Annotated in this window: 18 protein-coding genes; 9 read left to right on the top strand and 9 right to left on the bottom strand. The window is 62.8% G+C overall.

Annotated features, from left to right (window positions below):
• Positions 1–4: 4 nt before the first annotated feature.
• Positions 5–985, bottom strand: a complete 981-nt coding sequence (locus tag ACLKMW_RS20775) for a GlxA family transcriptional regulator (protein ID WP_415726429.1) — start codon at positions 983–985, stop codon at positions 5–7.
• A gap of 70 nt (positions 986–1055) precedes the next feature.
• Between ACLKMW_RS20775 and ACLKMW_RS20770 the strand changes: the two genes are divergently transcribed.
• The 5 genes from ACLKMW_RS20770 to ACLKMW_RS20750 are packed head-to-tail and all read left to right on the top strand — an operon-like array spanning position 1056 to position 7096.
• Positions 1056–1967 (top strand): beta-keto acid cleavage family enzyme, encoded by a 912-nt coding sequence (locus tag ACLKMW_RS20770; RefSeq protein WP_415726428.1) that lies wholly within the window; start codon positions 1056–1058, stop codon positions 1965–1967.
• 2 nt (positions 1968–1969) lie between these two features.
• Entirely contained in the window at positions 1970–3064 is a 1095-nt protein-coding gene (locus tag ACLKMW_RS20765; RefSeq protein WP_415726427.1) for a carnitine 3-dehydrogenase, read from the top strand.
• Positions 3065–3069: 5 nt separating this feature from the next.
• A complete protein-coding gene (locus ACLKMW_RS20760) occupies positions 3070–4245 on the top strand; it encodes an acyl-CoA dehydrogenase family protein (protein ID WP_415726426.1) in 1176 nt (391 codons plus the stop codon).
• Between the two features lie 3 nt (positions 4246–4248).
• On the top strand, positions 4249–6321 hold the full coding sequence (locus tag ACLKMW_RS20755; RefSeq protein WP_415726425.1) for an acetate--CoA ligase family protein: 2073 nt from the start codon (positions 4249–4251) through the stop codon (positions 6319–6321).
• A complete protein-coding gene (locus ACLKMW_RS20750; protein WP_415726424.1) occupies positions 6314–7096 on the top strand; it encodes a carnitinyl-CoA dehydratase in 783 nt (260 codons plus the stop codon). Before ACLKMW_RS20755 ends, ACLKMW_RS20750 begins: the two co-directional genes overlap by 8 nt.
• Positions 7097–7207: 111 nt before the next feature.
• Here ACLKMW_RS20750 and ACLKMW_RS20745 read toward each other — a convergent pair whose 3' ends face one another.
• The 7 genes from ACLKMW_RS20745 to puuE all read right to left on the bottom strand — a co-directional run bounded on the left by ACLKMW_RS20745 (position 7208) and on the right by puuE (position 15433).
• Positions 7208–8863, bottom strand: a complete 1656-nt coding sequence (locus ACLKMW_RS20745) for an ABC transporter ATP-binding protein (RefSeq protein ID WP_415726423.1) — start codon at positions 8861–8863, stop codon at positions 7208–7210.
• Positions 8856–9686, bottom strand: coding sequence for an ABC transporter permease (locus tag ACLKMW_RS20740; protein ID WP_415726422.1), 831 nt, complete (start codon positions 9684–9686; stop codon positions 8856–8858). The genes ACLKMW_RS20745 and ACLKMW_RS20740 overlap by 8 nt, the downstream gene beginning before the upstream one ends.
• A 12-nt stretch (positions 9687–9698) precedes the next feature.
• On the bottom strand, positions 9699–10661 hold the full coding sequence (locus tag ACLKMW_RS20735; protein WP_415726421.1) for an ABC transporter permease: 963 nt from the start codon (positions 10659–10661) through the stop codon (positions 9699–9701).
• 10 nt (positions 10662–10671) lie between these two features.
• Positions 10672–12264 carry an ABC transporter substrate-binding protein gene (locus tag ACLKMW_RS20730; RefSeq protein WP_415726447.1) on the bottom strand — a complete coding sequence of 531 codons (1593 nt, stop codon included), beginning with the start codon at positions 12262–12264 and terminating at the stop codon, positions 10672–10674.
• Positions 12265–12621: 357 nt separating this feature from the next.
• Positions 12622–13128 (bottom strand): ureidoglycolate lyase, encoded by a 507-nt coding sequence (locus ACLKMW_RS20725; protein WP_415726420.1) that lies wholly within the window; start codon positions 13126–13128, stop codon positions 12622–12624.
• A 20-nt stretch (positions 13129–13148) separates the two neighbouring features.
• Entirely contained in the window at positions 13149–13988 is an 840-nt protein-coding gene (locus tag ACLKMW_RS20720) for a bifunctional allantoicase/(S)-ureidoglycine aminohydrolase (RefSeq protein ID WP_415726419.1), read from the bottom strand.
• Between the two features lie 11 nt (positions 13989–13999).
• The gene (gene puuE / locus ACLKMW_RS20715) at positions 14000–15433 is read right to left on the bottom strand and encodes an allantoinase PuuE (RefSeq protein ID WP_415726418.1); all 1434 of its coding nucleotides are present in this window, start codon (positions 15431–15433) and stop codon (positions 14000–14002) included.
• Between the two features lie 201 nt (positions 15434–15634).
• Here puuE and uraH point away from each other — a divergent pair, with 201 nt between their 5' ends.
• Genes uraH through xdhC form a run of 4 tightly spaced genes read left to right on the top strand, consistent with a single transcriptional unit; the run spans position 15635 to position 20675 of the window.
• Positions 15635–16000: a hydroxyisourate hydrolase gene (uraH, locus tag ACLKMW_RS20710; protein WP_415726417.1), complete on the top strand. Its 366-nt coding sequence runs from the start codon at positions 15635–15637 to the stop codon at positions 15998–16000.
• 4 nt (positions 16001–16004) lie between these two features.
• Positions 16005–17486, top strand: coding sequence for a xanthine dehydrogenase small subunit (gene xdhA / locus ACLKMW_RS20705; protein ID WP_415726416.1), 1482 nt, complete (start codon positions 16005–16007; stop codon positions 17484–17486).
• Positions 17487–17496: 10 nt separating this feature from the next.
• Positions 17497–19857: a xanthine dehydrogenase molybdopterin binding subunit gene (xdhB, locus tag ACLKMW_RS20700; RefSeq protein ID WP_415726415.1), complete on the top strand. Its 2361-nt coding sequence runs from the start codon at positions 17497–17499 to the stop codon at positions 19855–19857.
• The gene (gene xdhC / locus ACLKMW_RS20695) at positions 19854–20675 is read left to right on the top strand and encodes a xanthine dehydrogenase accessory protein XdhC (protein ID WP_415726414.1); all 822 of its coding nucleotides are present in this window, start codon (positions 19854–19856) and stop codon (positions 20673–20675) included. The genes xdhB and xdhC overlap by 4 nt, the downstream gene beginning before the upstream one ends.
• 256 nt (positions 20676–20931) lie before the next feature.
• Here xdhC and dps read toward each other — a convergent pair whose 3' ends face one another.
• Positions 20932–21420: a DNA starvation/stationary phase protection protein Dps gene (gene dps / locus ACLKMW_RS20690; RefSeq protein WP_415726413.1), complete on the bottom strand. Its 489-nt coding sequence runs from the start codon at positions 21418–21420 to the stop codon at positions 20932–20934.
• Between the last annotated feature and the right edge of the window lie 33 nt (positions 21421–21453).

The raw sequence follows: 21453 nt of genomic DNA, 5'->3' as shown, positions 1-21453 counted from the left end.
GAGGCTACTTGCGTCTCAGCCGGGCGGGCGGGCTGCCGAACGCCTTGGCGAATGCGCGCGAGAAAGTGGTGGCGCTGGAAAAACCCGTGCGGGCGGCAATGTCGGCCATGGCAAGGCGCGTGTCGAGCACCAGCCGCCTTGCTGCGCCGAGCCGCAGCCGCAGATAATAGGCACCCGGTGTTTCGCCGATCGACCCCTTGAATATGCTTTCCAGCGTGCGCGCCGTGACATCGGCACGCCGCGCGATGGCGGCGATGGTCAGCGGTTCGTCGACATGAGCTTCCATGAGCCGGATCGTTTGCGCCAGGCGCGGATCGTAGCCGTCGAGCCGGCCGAGCGAAACCAGAGGCTGCGCGTCGGTGGCGGCGCGCGCCTGGTCGTAGATGAATACGCTTGCGACATCGAGCGCCACGGCCATGCCGAGGCGCGAGCGCACCAGATGCAGCATCAGGTCGAAGGTCGGCGACGCGCCGCCTGTCGTGAAGACCGGGCCGTCGATGATGTAGCGATCCGGCCGCACGTCGACCTCGGGGAACGCGGTGGTAAAATCCTCCATATCCTCCCAATGCGTGGTGGCCGCGCGGCCTTCCAGCAATCCGGCCCTGGCGACGAGCCAGGTTCCGGCCTCGACGCCGCCGATGGCGCGGGCCGACCGCGCCACGCGCCGGATGCCGGAAAGGAGCGCGGCGGTGCCTTGCGCCCTGGTGCCGAAGCCGCCGACGATCGCCAGCACATCGGTTTTCTCGGACGCGTCGAAGCGGCCGCCGACGGCGATCGGCAAACCTGACGTGGTGATCGGCGGCGCGCCGTCGACCGAAACAATTTTCCAGTCGAACAGGGTTTCGCCCGCGATGCGGTTAGCGGCCCGCAAAGGGTCGATCGCCGAGGCCACGCACATGATCGACGAGCCGGAGAAGACCAGCAAGGTCAGGGAGAGCGGCGTATGCTCCGGAAGAAAGATTGAGCTCTTTTCGTTTTTCGTCATTTCATCTTCGTAAAATGCCAATCAGGTTTCGGCAAGTCGGGCATGATCCTTTGAACGAATTCGAGGAGGAATGCCGATGGCCCTTAATCCAAACCGCGATGTTTTCATCACCTGCGCCGTCACCGGTTCAGGCGACACGGTGGGCCGTTCCGACAAGGTGCCGGTGACGCCACGCCAGATCGCCGATGCGGCGATCGAGGCCGCCAATGCGGGCGCTGCCATCGCCCACATCCATGTCCGCAATCCCGAAACGGGCAAGGGTGCACGCGATGTGGCACTTTACGAGGAGGTCATGAATCTCATCAAGCAGTCTGGCGTCGATGTGGTCATCAACTTCACCGCCGGCATGGGCGGCGACCTTACGCTTGGTTCGGTCGAGCAGCCGCTGCCGCCGTCGGCCGCCGGCACCGACATGGTGGGCGCGACCGAGCGGCTGGCGCATGTGGCGAAGCTGCTGCCGGAAATCTGCACGCTGGACTGCGGCACGATGAATTTCGGCGAGCAGGACTATGTAATGACCAACACCCCGCCGATGCTGAAGGAGATGGCGCGCCAGATCCAGGCGCTCGGCGTGAAGCCCGAAGTCGAGATTTTCGATACCGGCCATCTGCTGCTTGCCAAATGGCTCGCCGGCCAGGGCCTGCTCGATGATCCGGTGATGGTGCAATTGTGCATGGGCATTCCATGGGGCGCGCCGGACGATCTTGCCACGCTGCTGGCGCTGACGGCGAACCTGCCTCAAGACTGGGTGTTTTCCGCCTTTTCCATCGGCCGCAACCAGCTTCCCTATGCGGCGGTGGCGCTTGCCGCCGGTGGCAATATCCGCGTCGGCCTGGAAGACAATCTCTGGCTCGGCAAGGGCGTTCTCGCCAGCAACGGCCAACTGGTCGAACGCGCGGTGAAGATCGCCGAGGGCATGGGCTCGCGCATCATCGGCGCGGCCGAAGTGCGCGAAAAGCTCAAGCTCAAGAAGCGGTGGTAGCCATGGGCATCGTCAGCAAGGCCGCCGCGATCGGCGGCGGCGTCATCGGTGCCGGCTGGGTCGCGCGTCTGCTTCTGAACGGCATCGACGTGTCGATCTTCGATCCCGACCCTGAAGCGGGCCGCAAGGTCGATGAGGTGATGAAGGGCGCGCGGCGCGCCTATAAGCAGATGGTTCCCGGCGGCCTGCCCAGGCAAGGCAAGCTGACTTTCGCCAAGACAATCGCCGAGGCAGTCGCGGACGCCGATTTCGTCCAGGAAAGCGTTCCGGAGCGGCTGGAACTCAAGCACAAGGTGCTGGCCGAGATCGACGCGCATGCGCCGGCCAATGCCATTATCGGTTCGTCGACATCGGGCATCCTGCCCTCCGACATGCAGGAGGCGATGAAGAAGCACCCCGAGCGGCTGGTGGTCGGCCACCCGTTCAATCCAGTCTACCTCCTGCCGTTGGTCGAGATCGTCGGCGGCAAGCAGACATTCCCCGAGGCAATCGAGGTTGCCAAGGAAATCTACGCTTCGATCGGCATGAAGCCGGTCGTCATCCGTAAGGAAATCGAGGCATTTGTCGGAGATCGCCTGCTTGAGGCCGCCTGGCGCGAGGCGCTCTGGCTGATCAAGGACGATATCGTCACCGTCGAGGAGCTCGACGATATAATGCGGTATTCCTTCGGCATACGTTGGGCGCAGATGGGCCTGTTCCAGGTCTACCGCGTCGCCGGTGGCGAGGCGGGCATGCGCCATTTCATGGCGCAGTTCGGGCCATGCCTGAAATGGCCGTGGACCAAGCTGATGGATGTGCCCGAGCTTACCGACGAACTGGTCGACAAGATCGCCGAGCAATCCGACGAACAGGCGAATGGGCTGTCGATCCGTGAGCTCGAGCGCGTTCGTGACGACAATCTGGTGGCGATCATGGAGGCGTTGTCCCGGCAGAACAAGGGCAAGGGCTGGGGCGCCGGCGCGCTGCACAACGACTACACCAGGCGGCTGGCAAAGCTTGCGGCGAGGCCCAAGGCTTCCAATTCGGCCGAGAAGGCAAAGGCCACCAAGCCGGTGAAGGTGAAGACCACAAAGCCCAAGGCCAAAAAGAAAGGCTGACGGCGATGGATTTCGGCCTTTCGGAAGAACAGCGGCTGATCGTCGATACGACACGTGCTTTCGTCGAGGACGAGCTTTACCCGCACGAGGCAGAAGTCGAGCGAACCGGGCATCTGCATCCCGAATTGATCGCCGAACTGAAGGCCAAGGCGATAGCGGCCGGGCTCTATGCCGCCAATATGCCGGCGGATGTCGGCGGCGCCGGACTCGATACGGTGTCCTGGCTCCTCTACGAAAGGGAGCTCGGACGCGCCAATTATGCGCTGCACTGGACCTGTGTTGCGCGTCCGTCCAACATTCTGCTCGCCGGCACGCCCGAGCAACGCGAGAAATATCTGTTCCCGTGCATTCGGGGCGAAAAATCCGACTGTCTCGCCATGACCGAGCCCGGCGCGGGGTCGGACCTGCGCGGCATGAAGGCCACCGCCGTGCAGGATGGCGACGACTGGGTGCTGAACGGTACCAAGCATTTCATCAGCCATGCCGATATCGCCGATTTCGCCATCGTGTTCATGGCCTCCGGGGAGGAGGACGCTTCCAACACCCCTGGGCGCGGCAGGCGAAAGAAGATCACCGCCTTTTTCGTCGATAAGGGCACAAAGGGCTTTGCGGTGCGCGAGGGCTATCGCAACGTTTCGCATCGCGGCTACACCAACTCGGTGCTGGAATTCGATGACTGCCGCTTGCCGGCCAGTCAGGTATTGGGCGAGATCCATAAGGGGTTTGAAGTCGCCAATTCCTGGCTTGGCGCGACCCGGCTTCAGGTCGCGGCCACCTGCCTCGGCCGGGCGGAACGGGCGCTTGGTCACGCCATCGACTATGCCGCGCAACGCGAGCAATTCGGCCAGAAGATCGGCAAGTTCCAGGGCGTTTCATTCAAACTTGCCGACATGGCGATGGAACTGAAGGCAGCCGAGTTGATGGTGTTCGAGGCCGGCTGGAAATATGACCGGGGCACCGTCACCGATCAGGACATGGCCATGGCCAAATTGAAGGCGACCGAGATGCTTGCCTTCGTCGCTGACGAGGCGATCCAGATCCATGGCGGCATGGGGCTTATGGACGACCTGCCGCTGGAGCGCATCTGGCGCGATGCGCGGGTCGAGCGCATCTGGGAAGGCACATCGGAAATCCAGCGCCATATCATTTCGCGCGCGTTGCTCCGAGCCGTGGGGGGATGAGAGTTGCAGCGCCTTGAACGTCTGCTGCGGCCGAGATCGATTGCCGTAGTCGGCGGAATACAGGCCGCCGCCGTCGTCGAACAATGCCTGAAAATGGGATATTCCGGCCGCATCTGGCCGGTGCATCCAATCAAGCGCGATGTTGCGGGCGTCAGGGCCTATCGTTCGGTGGCGGAACTGCCGGATGCGCCGGATGCGGCCTTCATCGGCGTCAATCGCCATTTGACGCTGGATATGGTCGGTGAACTTGCCGAGCGCGGTGCGGGTGGCGCGATCTGCTTTGCCGCGGGCTTTCGGGAGGCGGGCAAGGACGATGCCCATGGCGAGCGGCTGCAAGCCGAACTGATCGCTGCGGCCGGTGCCATGCCGATCATCGGTCCGAATTGCTACGGCTTGATCAATTATGCCGATGGAGCGCTGCTATGGCCCGACCAGCATGGCGGCCGGCGGCTCGCTCCGGGCGAGCGTGGCGTGGCGATCATCACGCAGTCCTCCAATATCGCCTGCAACCTCACCATGCAGAAGCGCGGCCTGCCGATCAGCTATCTGATGACGGCCGGCAACCAGGCGCAGACGGGCCTCTCGGAAATGGCGCTCGGCCTGATCGAGGATGAACGTGTCTCTGCGCTCGGCCTGCATATTGAAGGTTTCGATTCCGTTTCCGGCTTCGAGCGATTGGCAATGCGCGCCCGCGAGCTGAAAAAGCCGGTCGTCGCGATGAAGGTCGGCCGTTCCGAGCAGGCGCGCCAGGCCACGATTTCGCATACCGCCTCACTTGCCGGTTCGGATGCCGGCTCCGATGCGTTCCTCAAGCGGTTGGGCATCGCCCGCGTCGGCTCGATCCCGTCGTTTTTCGAAGCGCTGAAACTGCTCCATGCGGCGGGCCCGCTGGGGGGTCGGAGGCTGTCGTCGATGAGCTGTTCCGGCGGCGAGGCGTCGGTGATGGCCGACAGCGCCGAGGGGCGCAGGATCGGCTTTCCGGCGCTGACCGAAGCGCACAGCGCGCATGTGAAATCGACCTTGGGTCCGCTGGTGGCGGTCGCCAATCCGCTCGACTATCACACCTTCATCTGGAACAACGAGAAGGCGATGACCGCGACCTTCACCGCAATGGTGTCAGGCGTGTTCGACCTCAACATGCTGGTGCTGGATTTTCCACGCAACGACCGCTGCTCGGATGCCGATTGGTGGCCGACGGTTCATGCGTTCGAAACGGCCTTGAAGACCAGCAAGGCGACAGGCGCGATCGTGGCGTCGATGCCCGAAAACCTGCCGGAGGAGCACGCCGCCGAGCTTTTCCGGCGCGGGATCGTGCCGCTCCACGGTATCGTTGAGGCCATGGACGCCGCTGAAGCCGCGGCATTCATCGGCGAAGCCTGGAGCCGGCGAGCGGTGGAGCCGATTGAATACGAGAGGCGGCGGTTCGCCCTGAATATCTCCTGCGACGAAGCGTCTGCCAAGGCACTGCTGCGCGAGGCGGGTTTGGCCGTTCCAGATGGAATGCGCGCGCAAAGCGTCAGCGAGGCTGCGGACGCGGCCGAACGGCTTGGTTTCCCGGTGGCGCTCAAGGCGCTGGGCGTGGAGCACAAGAGTGAGGCCGGCGCGGTTCGGCTCAATCTCAAATCCGCTGACGAGGTTCGGGATGCGGCCGAAGCGCTGCTTCCCCTCGGGTCTGGGCTCTATGTAGAGCGCATGGTGCAGGGTGGTGTCGCGGAACTGATCGTCGGCGTCACCCGCGACCCGCTTTTCGGACCGGTGATGACGGTCGGGTCGGGCGGAGTGCTGGTCGAACTGCTCAAGGACAGCGCAACCGTTCTGTTGCCTGCCTCACGTGACGAGATCGAGGCGGCTCTGCGCGGTCTGCGCCTCTTTCCTCTGCTCGACGGCTATCGTGGGCGTGCCAAGGGCGACGTTGGCGCGGCCGTCGATGCGATCCTTGCTATTTCAAGTTTCGTCGCCGAGCATTCGGATGCAATCGAAGAGCTCGACATCAATCCGCTGATCGTCTGCGGCGACGGGAAGGGCGCGTGGATCGCCGATGCGCTGCTGGTTCCAAGGGAGATAGACAATGCCTGACGTGGTCCGCACCCGCCGCGAGGGCGCCATTCTCGAAGTGACGCTCGACAGGCCGAAGGCCAATGCGATCGACCTCAAAACCTCGCGATTGCTTGGCGAGACATTTCAGGCATTTCGCGACGATGCCGGGTTGCGCGTCGCTATCGTCAGCACGGCGGGGGAGAAATTCTTTTCAGCCGGCTGGGACCTCAAGGCGGCGGCTTCCGGCGACGCGGTCGATGGCGACTACGGCGTGGGCGGTTTCGGTGGCTTGCAGGAACTGCGCGATATGAACAAGCCGGTGATCGCCTGCGTCAACGGCATGGCGGTCGGCGGCGGCTTCGAACTGGCTCTGTCCTGCGATCTCATCTACGCGTCGGAGCATTCCTCCTTCGCGCTGCCGGAAATCAAGGCCGGCACGCTGGCTGACGCCGCGACAATCAAGCTGCCGAAGCGCATCCCCTATCACGTCGCCATGGACCTGTTGCTCACCGGCCGCTGGATGGGCGCCTCCGAGGCGCATCGGTGGGGTCTGGTCAACGAGGTGCTGCCGGCCGACAAGCTGGAAACGCGGGTGTGGGAAATCGCCCGGCTGCTGGCCGGCGGCCCGCCGCTGGTTTTCGCGGCGATCAAGGAGGTCGCGCGCAAGGCCGAAGCCATGGAATTCCAGGACGCGATGAACTGGATCACCAAGCGCAAATTCCGCACCGTCGACGAGCTTTACGCATCAGATGACAATATGGAAGGCTTTCGCGCCTTCGCCGAAAAGCGCGATCCGGTCTGGAAGGGTAGATAGGCGAGGGCTCTTGATCAACGTGCGTCCTGACGGACGCATATTGCCGATCTATCTCTTTGTTGGAGCATCGAATTTCTCCGAAAACCGGATTCCACTTTTCGGCCCGATGCTCTAGTTCCCCGCGCTTTCCATTTGGCGGCTGTTGATCGCCTTCTCGAGCCAGCCGATTTCCATCTCCGGTACCGAGGACAGGAGCAGTTCCGTATAGGCGTCGAAAGGCGGCTTGAGAACATCGCTCTTGGCCCCGTAACGCACCACCTCGCCGCGATACATGACCGCGATTGAATCGGCGATGGACTTCACCGTGGCCAGATCGTGGGTGATGAAGAGGTAGGCGACCTCCTCATCCTTCTGCAAATCCAGCAGGAGCTTGAGGATGCCGTTCGCCACCAGTGGATCAAGGGCGCTGGTTACCTCGTCGCAGATGATGAGCTTGGGATTGGCCGCCAGCGCACGGGCGATGCAGACGCGCTGCTTCTGCCCGCCTGACAATTCGGCCGGATAACGGTTGGCGAAGCCCTTGCCCATCTCGATCTTGTCGAGCAGTTCGGCCACCCTTGCGTCGCGCTGGCGGCCGCGCAGTCCGAAATAGAATTCGAGCGGTCGGCCGATGATGGTGCCTACCGTCTGGCGCGGATTCATCGCGACGTCGGCCATCTGGTAGATCATCTGCAACTGGCGCAGATCGTCCTTGGTGCGGTCGGCGAGGCTGTTGCTGAGTGTTCGCCCGGCAAAGCCGATGCTGCCTTCCAGCGGCGGCAGGAGGCCGGTGATGGCGCGCGCCAGCGTCGATTTGCCGGAACCCGATTCGCCGACCACCGCCAGCGTCTGGCCGGGGAAGATGTCGACCGAGACATTCTTCAGCACCTTGATGTGGCCGCCGCCATATCCGGCGGTTACGTTCTTCACCGAAAGTGCGGGGGTCGCGGCCGGCGCCTGTTCGGGGTGTTCGATGTGGTGAACCGACACCAACTGCTTCGTATAGTCCTCGCGCGGCTCCTTGATGATCTGGCGCGTGCTGCCCCGCTCAACCAGCCGGCCATGCCGCAGCACGGCAATCTCGTCGGAAACCTGCGCCACCACCGCCAGGTCGTGGGTGATGTAAAGTGCCGCCACCCCGGTGTCGCGGATCGCTTCCTTGATTGCCGCAAGAACATCGATCTGCGTGGTCACGTCGAGCGCCGTGGTCGGCTCGTCGAAGACGATGAGGTCGGGTTCCGAACAGAGCGCCATGGCGGTCATGACGCGTTGAAGTTGCCCGCCGGAAACCTGGTGAGGGAAGCGCTGGCCGATGTTTTCGGGATCGGGAAGGCTGAGCTTGCGAAACAACGCGACGGCGCGCTTTTCTGCCTCGGCCCTGGTCGCCACGCCATGCAGAAGCGTCGCCTCCACAACCTGGTCCATCAGCCGGTGCGCCGGATTGAAGGCGGCCGCCGCCGATTGCGCGACATAGCAAACTTCGCGACCGCGCAGATGTCGGATGCTGCGCGCATCGCCCTTCAAAATGTCGCGTCCGTTGAGGATGACCTCGCCGCCGGTGATGCGTACGCCGCCACGGCCGTAGCCGAGTGCCGAAAGGCCTATGGTGGACTTGCCGGCGCCCGACTCGCCGATCAGACCGAGCACCTTGCCCCTCTCCAGCGACAGCGACACTTCATGCACAAGCGTGACGTCCTTCGGAGCCTCGCCCGGCGGGTAGACCCTGGCCTCGATACGCAGGTTGCGGATTTCAAGCAGCTTGTCGGGTTTGGCCGCAGGGTCAGCCATTGCCGCGCCCTCCCTTGAGATCGGTGGTGCGATTGAGCACCCAGTCGGCAACCAGATTGACCGAGATGGCAAGCGCTGCGATGGCGGCGGCGGGAATGAGGGCGGCGGCGATGCCGAAGACGATACCGTCCTTGTTTTCCTTGACCATACCGCCCCAATCGGCCTGCGGCGGTTGCACGCCGAGACCCAGGAACGACAGTGCCGACAAGAACAGCACCGCGTAGATGAAACGAAGGCCGAGTTCCGAAACCAGCGGCGACAGCGCGTTGGGCAGGATTTCGCGAAAGATGATCCAACCCCGCCCTTCGCCGCGCAGCTTGGCCGCTTCGACGAAGTCCATGACGTTGATGTCGGCGGCGATGGCGCGCGAAAGGCGATAGACGCGAGTTGAGTCCAATATGCCCATGACCAGGATCAGCGTGACCAGCGTCGAAGGAAGCACCGAGAGCACCACCAGCGCGAAGATCAGCGTCGGAATGGACATCAAGAGATCGACGAATCGCGACATGGTCGTGTCGAACCAGCCGCCAGCCACTGCCGCCGTGAAGCCGAGTATCGACCCCAATGAAAAGGACAGCGCGGTGGCCAGTACCGCGATGAAGATCGTCGTTTGCGCGCCGTAGATCATGCGCGACAGCAGATCGCGGCCGAGATTGTCGGTGCCGAGCCAGAATTTCGACGACATCGGCTCCCAGACGTCGCCGACCACCTGGCCCAGGCCGTAGGGCGCGATAAGCGGCGCGAAAAGGGCGGCAAACAGGAACAGAGCGGTGAAGATCAGCCCGATCCAGGCGGCCAGTGGTATGCGTTTCATGTCAAGCATCGCCGCGCCTCCTCATTTCGGGTGTCTGAGGCGGGGATTGGAAAGAATGGCGGCAATATCGGCGATCATGTTGAGGCTGATATAGACGGCAGCAAAGATCAGCCCCACCGCTTGCACCACCGGCACGTCACGCTTCGAGACATGGTCGACCAGATATTGCCCCATGCCGGGATAGACGAAGATCACTTCGACGACGACGACGCCGACCACCAGGAAGGCCAGATTGAGCATGACGACGTTGACGATCGGGGCGATCGCGTTGGGGAAGGCGTGCTTGCGAATGATTTCAAAGGGCCGCAGGCCCTTGAGTTCAGCCGTTTCGATATAGGCCGACTGCATGACGTTGAGGATGGCGGCGCGGGTCATGCGCATCATATGCGCGAGCACCACCAGTGTCAGCGCTGCCGCCGGCAGGGCGATGGCCCTCATGCGATCGCCGAACGCCATTCCCTCATAGACGGTGGAGCTTCCCGGAAACCACTGCAGCTTCACGGCAAAGACCAGCACCAGCAGATAGCCTATGAAGAACTCCGGCAGCGAGGTGGAAGCGAGTGCGACGCCGGAGATCGCCTTATCGACCAACCCGTTGCGGTAGCGCACTGCCAGCAGGCCGAGCACGATGGCAAGCGGCACCGAAACCGCCGCCGCCCAAAAAGCGAGGAACAGCGTGTTCCAGAGCCGGTCGCCAAGTGCCGAGGCGATGTCGCGGCCATTGGAAAGCGCGGTGCCGAAATCGCCGGTCAGGACGCCGCCGAGCCAGCGAAAATAGCGGATATAGGCCGGGTCGTTCAGTCCAAGATCGCGGCGCAGATTTTCCAGCGCCTGCGGTGTCGCGGCCTGCCCGAGGATCGATTGGGCGACGTCGCCGGGCAGGATTTGCGTGCCGGCAAAGATCAGGACCGAGACGGCGAACAGGAGCAGGATGCCCAGCGCAATACGCTGGGCAACCAGTTTTGCGACGAGGGCGCCACCCATGACGCGCCGATCAGCCCTGCTTCAGCCAGACGCGGATCGCTGCCTTCAAATTGGACGTTTCGTGATTGGGATCGGCGACCCAGCCCTGGACTTCCTCGCGGCGGGCGTCGATGAAGTCGTTGAACATCGGCAGAATGAGGCCGCCGTCGTCGCGCACCATCATCGCCGCCTCGCGGTACATTTCGGCGCGCTTGGCGTTGTCGAGCTCGGCGCGCGCGGCAAGCACCAGCTTGTCGAAATCCTCGCGGAAGAAGCGGGTGTCGTTCCAGTCGGCGCCCGAAATGTAGGCGGTGGAATACATCGAATCCTGCGTCGGCCGCCCGCCCCAATAGGAGGTGCAGAAGGGCTGCTTGTTCCAGACCTCGGTCCAGTAGCCGTCGCCCGGCTCGCGCTTCACCTCGATGGTGATGCCGGCTGCGGCCGCCTGCTGCTGGTAAAGCTGCGCGGCGTCCACCGCGCCGGGGAAGGCCACGTCGGAGGTGCGCAAGAGGATCGGGCCGTCGTGCCCGGACTTCTTGTAGTGAAACTTGGCCTTTTCCGGATCGTAGGCCCGTTGCTCGATGCCTTCGGGGAACAGCGCATAGCTCTTGTTGATCGGGAAGTCGTTTCCGACCGAGGCGTGGCCTTGCAGGATCTGCTGGACCATTTGCTCGCGGTCCATTGCGAACTTCAGCGCCATGCGCAGATCGGCATTGTCGAAGGGCGCGGTGTTGCAATGCATGATGAAGACGTAGTGGCCCTTCGACGGCACGCTTTCGATGACCACGCCGGGCGCGCGCTTGAGCAGGGCAACCGTCTTCGGCTCGACGCGGTTGATGACGTGCACCTGGCCCGACTGCAGCGCCGACATCCTGGCGGTGTTGTCGTTCATGACGATGACTTCGACGGAATCGACATGGCCGACATCGTCGCGCCAGTAGCCATCATATTTCACCGACATGTGGCGCACGCCCGGCTCGTTGACCTCGACTTTGTAGGGACCGGTGCCGATGCCGGCGTCGGGCGCGTCGAAGCCGCCATTGGGCTGAATCATCAAGTGGTAGTCGGTCAAAAGCAGCGGCAGATCGGCATTGCCGCGCCCGAGCTTGAAAACGACATTGTCGCCGTCAACGCTGATCTCCTTGATGTCGGTGAGGACGCCGAGTGCTGCCGACTTGGTGTTCTCGTCGGCATGGCGGCGGATGGTCTGCGCCACGTCTTCCGGGGTCAGATCCTTGCCGTTGTGGAAGGTCACACCCTTGCGGATCTTGAAACGCCATTCGTCGGCGTTGTCGGAAGCCTCCCAGGATTCGGCCAGCACCGGTTGCGCCGTGCCGTCCTCCGGCGACTGGATGACCATCAACTCGCCCCATGTGCTGCCGAAGTTCTGCGGCACCTGGGTGAGGAAGGTCGCCGGATCCAGGCTGTTGGTGGATTCGCCGCCAACCAGGCCCATTTTGAGAGCGCCGCCCTTCTGCGGTGCCTGCGCGCGGGCCGCACTGGTCAGTAGCGAGTTGGCGAAGGTGGCGGTGACACCGAGGGCTGCGGCGCGACCGAGAAAGTCGCGCCGGCTAAGCTTGCCGGTGGCGACATGGCGGCTCAGGAATTCCAATTCTTTGGTCATCATGTTCCTCACTCTGGTTGCCAGTCTTGGTCAGGCTTTTCTTATCGTTGATCGAATAGTGCTCGATAGGCCATGCGTTGCGCAAGACGGATTGCGACATTCGGTGGCGTATATGGTGCTTCATTCTGGACCAAACCGGTCGCAACGGAGGATTTGGCGCCGGCTTTCGGCGTCAGACGGGATTTCAGCAAATTTCGCGAACCGTCCCGATTGGTTGCGCAATCTGCCTGCGCGAGGGGAGGCAAGTTCCGTGACGGTCGGATTCAAGCCAATGCCGGGCAGGCGCCGGCTGGCTTCTGTCTTCACGACGACGTCTTGTTCGTTGAAATCGAAGAGTGTTCGATCAGCGAGCGCCGCTCATGGGCGCTGCGGCAGGTGAATCTCATACGGGTGCGAGAAGTGGAATTCTTCGAGATTGGAGCCATCGCCGCCGCGATCGATCACCACAAAATCCTGGTCGGCGCCGATTGGCGTCAGCACGCCGTGCCAGCGGTTCGGCGGGTAATTCACGCCTTGTCCTGGCCGGGTCAGGAAGGCCTGCGGCTCGCCGGGACCATCGGGAGCGTCGGGGCAGACGATCACCAGAAATGGCGCCGCCGACAGCGGCACGAAAGCCTGGCTGCCGAACGGATGGCGCTCGACCATCGATAGTTGCAGCGGAAACGCGTAGGGCGTTCCCTTGAACAGGCTGATCAGCACGCGGGCATTGGGGCCGGTTGCCTCCACCTTCGCCAGATCATGGAAGCGCTGGCACCGGCCGCCGTTGATCGGAAAGCTTGCCGCTCCTTCCGTCTCGATGACATCACCGAACGGTGCGAAGGCTTCGCGGGTGAGCGGTCGTGCGGTGATGATACGGTCTGTCATGGGAGCGGTTTCAAGCATGTTCAGCGACCCAAGAGCGTTCCACCGAGCTTCATATGGCGGTTCACGTCCTTGTAGAGCAGGTAGCGGAAATTGCCGGGCCCGCCGGCATAACAAGCCTGCGGGCAGAAGGCGCGCAGCCACATATAGTCGCCCGCCTCGACCTCGACCCAGTCCTGGTTGAGCCTGTAGACGGCCTTGCCTTCCAGCACATAAAGCCCGTGCTCCATCACATGCGTCTCGGCGAAGGGAATAACCGCGCCCGGCTGCAGAGTCACGATCGTCACATGCATGTCGTGGCGCATGTCGGCGGGGTCGACGAAGCGGGTGGTTGCCCATTTTCCCTCAGTACCCGGCATCGGCGCCGGCTGAATGTCGGCCTCGTCGGCGAAGAAGGCTTCCGGAACGTCTATACCGTCGACGAATTCATAGGCCTTTCGGATCCAGTGGAAGCGCACCGTCTCCGCGCCTTCGTTGCGCACGGTCCATTTGGCCGCTGGTGGGAGAAAGGCGAAGCTGCCGGCGCGCATCTTGTGCTTGCTGCCGTCGAGAGTGACCGTCAGTTCGCCGCCGACCACGAAAAGAACCGCTTCGGCACTCGCGTCCGGTTCGGGCCTGTCGCTGCCGCCGCCGGGCTGAACTTCCATGATGTATTGCGAGAACGTCTCGGCAAAACCGGACAGCGGCCGCGACAGCACCCACAGCCGCGTCTTGTCCCAAAAGGGCAGGCAACTGGTGACGATGTCCTGCATCACCCCCTTGGGAATGAGGGCATAGGCCTCGGTGAATACCGCCCGGCCGGTGAGCAGTTCGGTTTGCGGCGAGTGACCGCCGGTCGGGGCGTAATAAGTGCGGGCGGGCATCCGTTATTCCTTCAGCTGGGCAATAGGTCTTTGAGGCGCAACAACGCTATGCGCTCGACTTGTCTGCACGCCGTCTCGAATTCGGTGTCGCGGTCGTTGCCGATGCGCTCTTCGAAGGCGGCGAGGATTTCAGCCTTGGTCCTGCCCCTGACCGCGATGATGAACGGGAAGCCGAATTTGCCGACATAGGCGGCGTTGAGCTCCTGGAACTTCGCGCGCTCGGCATCGGTCAGCATGTCAAGCCCGGCCGAAGCCTGCTCGCTGGTCGATTCCGGTGTCAGGCGCTTTGCCGCGGCAAGTTTGCCGGCAAGATCGGGATGGGCGGTCAGCACGCCCAGGCGTTCGGCGGGTGTCGCCGAGCGGAAGACGCGGGCCAGCGCGTTGTGCAGGCCGCCGGCGCTGTCATGGGCGGGGCCGAGCTCGAGCCCGTAGGCGCGCTCCGCAATCCAGGCCGAATGTTCGAAGATACCGCCGAATGTCCTGACGAACTCCTCGCGGTTCAGGCGCGAGGGTCGCAGTGCCGATGGATTGTACGGGTGCTGCTCGCGCCAATGACGGGCGATATCGATGCGCCGCGCCAGCCAGACCTTGTCGTGGCTCTTCACATAATCGATGAAGCGCTTGAGTGCTGCCGCGCGGCCAGGCCTGCCGATGAGGCGGCAGTGCAGGCCGATACTCATCATGCGCGGTCGTCCGGCCTTTCCTTCCTCATAGAGCGTGTCGAAGGAATCTTTCAGATAGGCAAAGAACTGGTCGCCGGAATTGAAGCCCTGCGCGGTGGCGAAGCGCATGTCGTTGGCGTCGAGCGTGTAGGGGATCACAAGTTGCGGGCGGATGGCGTTGCCATGGCCGTCATGGTCGAGCCAGTAGGGCAGGTCGTCGTCATATGTATCGGAGATCCAGGCGAAGCCGCCTTCGGCGGCGGCGATGCGCACCGAAAAGGCCGAAGTGCGGCCGAGATAAAGTCCGGTCGGGCGCTCGCCGACGACTTCCTTGTGCAGGCGGATCGCCTCAGTCAGGTCGGCGCGTTCGGTCTCTTCTTCGTGGTCGCGATAGTCGATCCATTTGAGGCCGTGCGAGGCGATCTCCCAATCGGCCTCCTGCATCGCCGCAACCTGGTCGGGCGAACGGGCAAGTGCCGTGGCGACGCCGTAGACGGTGACCGGAACCCCTGCCTCGGTGAACATCCGGTGGAGTCGCCAGAAACCGGCGCGCGCGCCATACTCGTAGATCGATTCCATGTTCCAGTGGCGTATGCCCTGCCAGGGGGCTGCGCCGACGATTTCCGAGAGAAAAGCCTCGGAAGCCGCATCGCCATGCAGCACGCAGTTTTCGCCACCTTCCTCGTAGTTGACGACGAACTGCACTGCGACATGCGCACCGCCCGGCCATTTCGGGTCGGGTGGGTTGGCGCCATAGCCTCGCATGTCTCTCTTGTACCGCATGATTTCCCTTGCTCGCGCCGGTCTGCCTAGTGTGAAAGGAAGATAGTCGAAATAGCGGGGAGCGCATTCCCCCCTTTATTTTTGAAAGTCTTTTTGGGCTCCTATATCACGCTGGGACTTATGCCAGACGTCTATTTGGCGCACAATCCGAGACGGTGCGATCCAAGGCGACAACCAAGGATGGCAAAAACGGGAGGCGGAATGTCCAATATCGATAGTGGGCGGCTGACGACCCATGTCCTCGACACAGCTTCAGGCAAGCCGGCAGCCGGCTTGTCGGTTTCATTGTACCGGCTCGACGGTGAAACCCGCACCCATCTGAAGACGGTCGAAACCAATTCGGACGGGCGCTGCGACCAGCCGCTGCTGCAGGGCGTCGAATTCGAGATTGGCGAATATGAGCTGGTCTTCGCCGCCGGCGACTATCTGCGCGCCGCCGGTGCCGATCTGCCGCAGCCGGCCTTTCTCGATATAGTGCCGATCCGCTTCGGCATGGCGGAAGAAAAGCATTATCATGTGCCGCTGCTGATCTCGCCCTACGGCTATTCGACGTATAGGGGGAGTTGAAGGAATGTCCGACGTGAGAACCCGCAATGAAATCCGCTTCATCCTCAATGGCGAGGATGTCGCCTTGTCTTCCGCTGCCCCCGACGAGACGCTGCTTGATTATCTGCGCCTGAGAAAGAGCCTGCGCGGAACCAAGGAAGGCTGCGCGGAAGGCGATTGCGGCGCCTGCACGGTGTTGGTCGGCCGTCTTTCAGGCGAGCAGCTCATCTACGAAAGCGTCAATGCTTGTATCCGTTTCGTCGGATCGCTCGACGGCTGTCATGTGGTGACCATCGAGCATCTGAACGGCGAGAATGGCAGGCTGCACCCGGTGCAGCAGGCGATGGTGGATTTTCACGGCTCGCAATGCGGCTTCTGCACGCCAGGCTTCGTCATGTCGCTTTACGCGCTGTGGATGCGCGAACCGAAGCCCGCGGACGCCGCTATCGAGCAGGCGCTTCAGGGCAATCTGTGCCGCTGCACCGGCTACGAGGCGATCGTGCGCGCCGCACGCGCCATATCCGACTATGGCGCGGCGGCACGTGATCCGCTGGCGGTCGAACGGGCGAGCATGGCAGGCCGGCTTGCCGCACTCCGCGACGGCGCGCGCGTTGAGATCGGCTCGGGCAAGCAGCGCCTTCTGGTGCCGGCCGACCTCGACGATTTCGCCGCGATCCTCGAAAGCGAGCCAAAGGCCACGATCGTTGCCGGCTCGACCGATGTCGGCCTGTGGGTGACGAAGTTCATGCGCGATATTTCGCCGGCGGTGTTCATCGGCCATCTCGATGAACTGAAGGCCATTTCCGAAGAGGATGGTGTGATCAATATCGGCGCCGGAGTGACCTATAGCGAGGCATTCTCGATGCTGTCGAAGCGCATTCCCGCGCTCGGGCCGCTGTTTGCCCGTATCGGCGGCGAGCAGGTGCGCAACATGGGCACGATCGGCGGCAACATCGCCAACGGCTCGCCGATCGGAGACACGCCGCCGCCTTTCATCGCGCTCGGCGCGCGGCTGACGCTGCGAAAGGGCGCCACACGGCGCACGATCCCGCTCGAGGAGTTCTTCATCGCCTATGGCAAGCAGGATCGTCAGCCGGGAGAATTTGTTGAAACCGTGCATGTCCCGGTTCCGGTGAAGGACAGCCACTTCGCCGCCTACAAGATCACCAAGCGGCGCGACGAGGACATAACGGCAGCGCTCGGGGCCTTCTATCTCTCGCTTGCGCCGGACGGCACCGTTCGTTCGATCCGTATCGCTTATGGTGGCATGGCGGCGACGCCCAAACGGGCGACTGCGGTCGAGAATGCGCTGCTCGGCAAGGAGTGGTCGCAGGCCGCAGTTGAAAGCGCGCTCGATGCCTATGCCAGCGATTTCACGCCGTTGACCGACATGCGCGCTTCGGCCGAATACCGCATGCTGGCGGCGCGCAATCTGCTGCGTCGTTTCTTTGCCGAAACGCAGGGTGGCACCGCGCCGATACAGGTTTCGCGGTATCAGGCCGCGTGAGGAGACGGACATGAACAAGCATTCCGCGCCCGATCTCAAAGCCGCCAAGATCATCGGTGGCGTTGCCACCGACCAGCGTCACGATTCGGCGCACAAGCACGTTACTGGCGCTGCCATCTATATCGACGATATGCCGGAACCGGCCGGCACGCTGCATGCGGGGCTCGGCCTTTCAGCGGTTACGCATGGCACGCTGAAGACGGTCGATCTTTCGGCAGTGCGCACGGCGCCGGGCGTGGTCGATGTCCTGACCCATGCGGACGTGCCCGGCGAGAATGACGTTTCGCCGAGCAACATGCATGACGATCCGGTTTTTGCGCAAGGCAAGGTGCAATTCCATGGCCAGCCGATCTTCTGCGTCATCGCCGAGACGCGCGAGCAGGCGCGCCATGCCGCGCGGCTGGCGAGGATCGAGTATGAAGAGCTTCCCGCCGTCCTCGATATCTGGGATCTCGATCCCGAGAAGGACAGGCTGGTCACGACACCGCTGACCTTGAAGCGTGGCGATGCCGCGGCCGCGATCAGCGCGGCACCCCGCCGCATCAAGGGGCGCATGCGGCTTGGCGGTCAGGACCATTTCTATCTCGAGGGCCAGATTTCGCTGGCTATTCCGGGCGAGGACGACGAGGTCACCGTCTATTGCTCCACCCAGGGGCCGAGCGAGACGCAGCATATGGTTGCGCACGTGCTTGGCGTTGCGAGCCATGCGGTGACGGTGGAAGTCCGTCGCATGGGCGGTGGCTTCGGCGGCAAGGAAACGCAGGCCAATCAATGCGCGGCAATAGCTGCGATCGCCGCCAAGAAGCACAAGCGAGCTGTCAAGCTCAGGCTCGATCGCGACGAGGACATGACCGCCACCGGCAAGCGGCACGATTTCGCCATCGACTATGATGTCGGCTTCGACGACGAGGGCAATATTCTCGGCGTCGACTATACCTTTGCGCTGCGTTGCGGCTTTTCGGCCGACCTGTCCGGCCCGGTGGGCGACCGCGCGCTGTTTCATTGCGACAACGCCTATTTCTATCCGAACGTTCACGCCAAATCGGCGCCGCTTTATACCAACACCGTGTCCAATACGGCGTTTCGCGGTTTCGGCGGACCCCAGGGCATGGTCGGTGCCGAGCGCGTCATCGATGAAATCGCTTTTGCGGTCGGCAAGGACCCGCTCGAAATCCGCAAGCTGAATTTCTACGACCCGATGGGCACGAAAGGCGAGCGCAACGTCACGCCCTATCACCAGAAGGTGGAAGACAACATCATCCACCGCATCGTGGCGGAACTGGAGGAAAGTGCCGATTATGCGCGGCGGCGGCGGGAGATCGCGGCCTTCAACGCCAACAGCCGCTTCATCAAGCGCGGCCTGGCGCTGACACCGGTCAAGTTCGGCATCTCCTTCACCAAGACCGAGTCCAACCAGGCGGGCGCGCTGGTGCATGTCTATACGGACGGCTCAGTGCACATGAACCATGGCGGCACCGAGATGGGCCAGGGTCTGCACCTCAAGGTGGCCCAGGTGGTGGCGGAGGAATTCCAGATCGACCTCGACCGGGTGAGGATCACCGCGACGACCACCGCCAAGGTTCCGAACACGGCTCCGACAGCCGCCTCCTCGGGTGCCGACCTGAACGGCATGGCGGCAAAGGACGCGGCGCGGCAGATCAAGGATCGACTGATCGACTTCGCAGCCGAGACGCACCAGATTCCGCGCGACCAAGTGGTGTTTCTGCCCAACAGGGTGCGCATCGGCAATCAGGAAATCAGTTTCAATGAACTGGTCAAGCAGGCTTATCTCGCACGCGTGCAGCTTTCGGCAGCCGGCTTCTACAAGACGCCGAAAATCCATTGGGATCGGAGCAAGGGCCGGGGCCACGCCTTCTACTACTACGCTTATGGCGCGGCTTGCTCGGAAGTCTCCGTCGATACGCTGACGGGCGAATATGTGGTCGAACGCACCGACATTCTCCACGATACGGGGCGGTCGCTGAACCGGGCCATTGACATCGGCCAGGTCGAGGGCGGCTTCATCCAGGGCATGGGATGGCTGACGACGGAAGAACTGGTGTGGGACGACAAGGGACGGCTGCGCACTCACGCGCCGTCGACCTACAAGATCCCCCTGGCTTCCGATCGGCCGAAGATATTCAATGTGGCGCTTACCGATTGGTCGGAGGCTTACGAGCCGACCATTCACCGATCAAAAGCTGTTGGCGAGCCGCCATTGCCGCTTGGAATGTCGGTGCTGCATGCATTATCCGACGCGGTGGCCAGCGTTGCCGACCATAGGATCTGCCCGCGCCTCGATGCCCCGGCCACGCCGGAGCGCGTGCTGATGGCAATCGAACGTCTCAAGTCCGAAGCGACGCGAAAGTGACACGCACCGCAGCAAGCCTGAATGCCTTTCTCGACGCGACCGCGTCTACCGCTCTGGTGGAGGTGACGCAGGCGAAAGGCTCGACGCCGCGCGAGACCGGCGCAACGATGCTGGTTTCGCCCAGCGCCATTTTCGGCACCATCGGCGGCGGCCAGCTAGAGTTCATGGCGATCGACCGCGCCCGCAAAATGTTGCGGGAGGGGGAGAAGCATGCACGGCTCAACATTCCGCTCGGCCCTGAGATCGGTCAATGCTGCGGCGGCCGTGTCGATCTTTCGATCAGCGTGGTCGACGATGCGTTGAAGGCCGAACTTGTCGAAAAGGCGCGCGCCGAAGACCGGAAGCGGCCGCGAATCTACGTGTTCGGCGGCGGTCATGTCGGCACCGCATTGGCATCGGCTTTTGCCCTCCTTCCGGTCCACGTCGTCGTGGTCGAGACACGCGCCGACGCGCTCGATGGCATGCCGGATACGATCGAGACGCGGCTGACGGCGATGCCCGAGGAGATGGTGCGCGAGGCGCCGCCTGGAGCCGCCTTTGTGGTGCTGACGCATGACCATGCGCTTGATTTCCTGATCGTCGGCGAAGCGTTGAGGCGTGACGATGCCGCCTATGTCGGCATGATCGGTTCGAAGACGAAGAAGGCGACGTTCAAAAGCTGGTTCCTCAAAACGGCGAATGGAACCGAAGATGTATTTTCCCGCCTTGTCTCGCCGATCGGCGGCGATGCGGTGAAGGACAAGCGCCCGGCGGTAATTGCCGCACTCGCCGCCGCCGAGATCATGACGGCGCTGGCCTTGCGCTCGTCAGCGCCTTAATCCCAATCGGCGGAGCGCGACTAGATCGACGTACGTCCCGACGGACTTTTCGGGCCGATGCTTAGGTCGTGAACTCATAAATCTGGTCGAAATGGTGTGAGGTCATCTGGCCGGATACGAGGAGCGAAGGCGCAGGAAAATGTCGACCATTTTCAAGTCCTTCGCGACGCTGTAGCCGACCTGAGGGCCCACATCCTGCGGACGCCGAAACGGCTTCGATCTGCGGCGTCGAAGCCCTTGGTCGATGGAACCAGGCCTATTCCGGTTCCTGCGTATGCGCTTCGAGAAACCAGAGCGACTTGTCGAGCGCGCGTGAATAGGCCGTGAATATATCGGCGGTGTCCGCATCGCCCGCCTCATCGGCCTCGTCGATTGCGGCGCGCGCGTTTTTCGCCACTTCGGCGTAGCGTTCGATCAACGCGGCGAGATGGTCCTTGGTCTTGAAGATGTCGAGCGGATAGGGCTTCAGTGGCGTCGCCTCCGCGACGGCCTGGGCCGTGCCATGGGCGGTGCCGCCTAGCTGAACGGCGCGTTCGGCAATGGTGTCCACATGGCTGTCGAGTTCGGTTCGGAACGTGTCCAGCATTTCGTGGATCGCAATGAATTGCGGGCCCTTGATATTCCAATGAGCCTGCTTGGTGAGAAGAGCAAGGTCTATTGCGTCCGCCAGTCGCGCATTCAGGACTTCGATCGAAACCTTCTTGGCATTGGACTTGAGATCATTGCGCGTAGCGTGAAATTGCATCTGAAACTCCATCGTAGAGGCCGCCCGCCGCAC

Source organism: Borborobacter xinjiangensis (genome assembly GCF_047739745.1).
Classification (GTDB): domain Bacteria; phylum Pseudomonadota; class Alphaproteobacteria; order Rhizobiales; family Rhizobiaceae; genus Pseudaminobacter.
Note: the sequence above shows the minus strand (reverse complement) of the source record. Positions and strands in the feature narration are given on the sequence as shown.

What these genes read in the sequence shown, in the direction of transcription:
- ACLKMW_RS20775 (WP_415726429.1), bottom strand. Translation starts at nt 985, where the DNA reads ATGACGAAAAACGAAAAGAGCTCAATCTTTCTTCCGGAGCATACGCCG.
- ACLKMW_RS20770 (WP_415726428.1), top strand. Translation starts at nt 1,056, where the DNA reads ATGCCGATGGCCCTTAATCCAAACCGCGATGTTTTCATCACCTGCGCC.
- ACLKMW_RS20765 (WP_415726427.1), top strand. Translation starts at nt 1,970, where the DNA reads ATGGGCATCGTCAGCAAGGCCGCCGCGATCGGCGGCGGCGTCATCGGT.
- ACLKMW_RS20760 (WP_415726426.1), top strand. Translation starts at nt 3,070, where the DNA reads ATGGATTTCGGCCTTTCGGAAGAACAGCGGCTGATCGTCGATACGACA.
- ACLKMW_RS20750 (WP_415726424.1), top strand. Translation starts at nt 6,314, where the DNA reads ATGCCTGACGTGGTCCGCACCCGCCGCGAGGGCGCCATTCTCGAAGTG.
- ACLKMW_RS20745 (WP_415726423.1), bottom strand. Translation starts at nt 8,863, where the DNA reads ATGGCTGACCCTGCGGCCAAACCCGACAAGCTGCTTGAAATCCGCAAC.
- ACLKMW_RS20740 (WP_415726422.1), bottom strand. Translation starts at nt 9,686, where the DNA reads ATGCTTGACATGAAACGCATACCACTGGCCGCCTGGATCGGGCTGATC.
- ACLKMW_RS20735 (WP_415726421.1), bottom strand. Translation starts at nt 10,661, where the DNA reads ATGGGTGGCGCCCTCGTCGCAAAACTGGTTGCCCAGCGTATTGCGCTG.
- ACLKMW_RS20730 (WP_415726447.1), bottom strand. Translation starts at nt 12,264, where the DNA reads ATGACCAAAGAATTGGAATTCCTGAGCCGCCATGTCGCCACCGGCAAG.
- ACLKMW_RS20725 (WP_415726420.1), bottom strand. Translation starts at nt 13,128, where the DNA reads ATGACAGACCGTATCATCACCGCACGACCGCTCACCCGCGAAGCCTTC.
- ACLKMW_RS20720 (WP_415726419.1), bottom strand. Translation starts at nt 13,988, where the DNA reads ATGCCCGCCCGCACTTATTACGCCCCGACCGGCGGTCACTCGCCGCAA.
- puuE (WP_415726418.1), bottom strand. Translation starts at nt 15,433, where the DNA reads ATGCGGTACAAGAGAGACATGCGAGGCTATGGCGCCAACCCACCCGAC.
- uraH (WP_415726417.1), top strand. Translation starts at nt 15,635, where the DNA reads ATGTCCAATATCGATAGTGGGCGGCTGACGACCCATGTCCTCGACACA.
- xdhA (WP_415726416.1), top strand. Translation starts at nt 16,005, where the DNA reads ATGTCCGACGTGAGAACCCGCAATGAAATCCGCTTCATCCTCAATGGC.
- xdhB (WP_415726415.1), top strand. Translation starts at nt 17,497, where the DNA reads ATGAACAAGCATTCCGCGCCCGATCTCAAAGCCGCCAAGATCATCGGT.
- dps (WP_415726413.1), bottom strand. Translation starts at nt 21,420, where the DNA reads ATGCAATTTCACGCTACGCGCAATGATCTCAAGTCCAATGCCAAGAAG.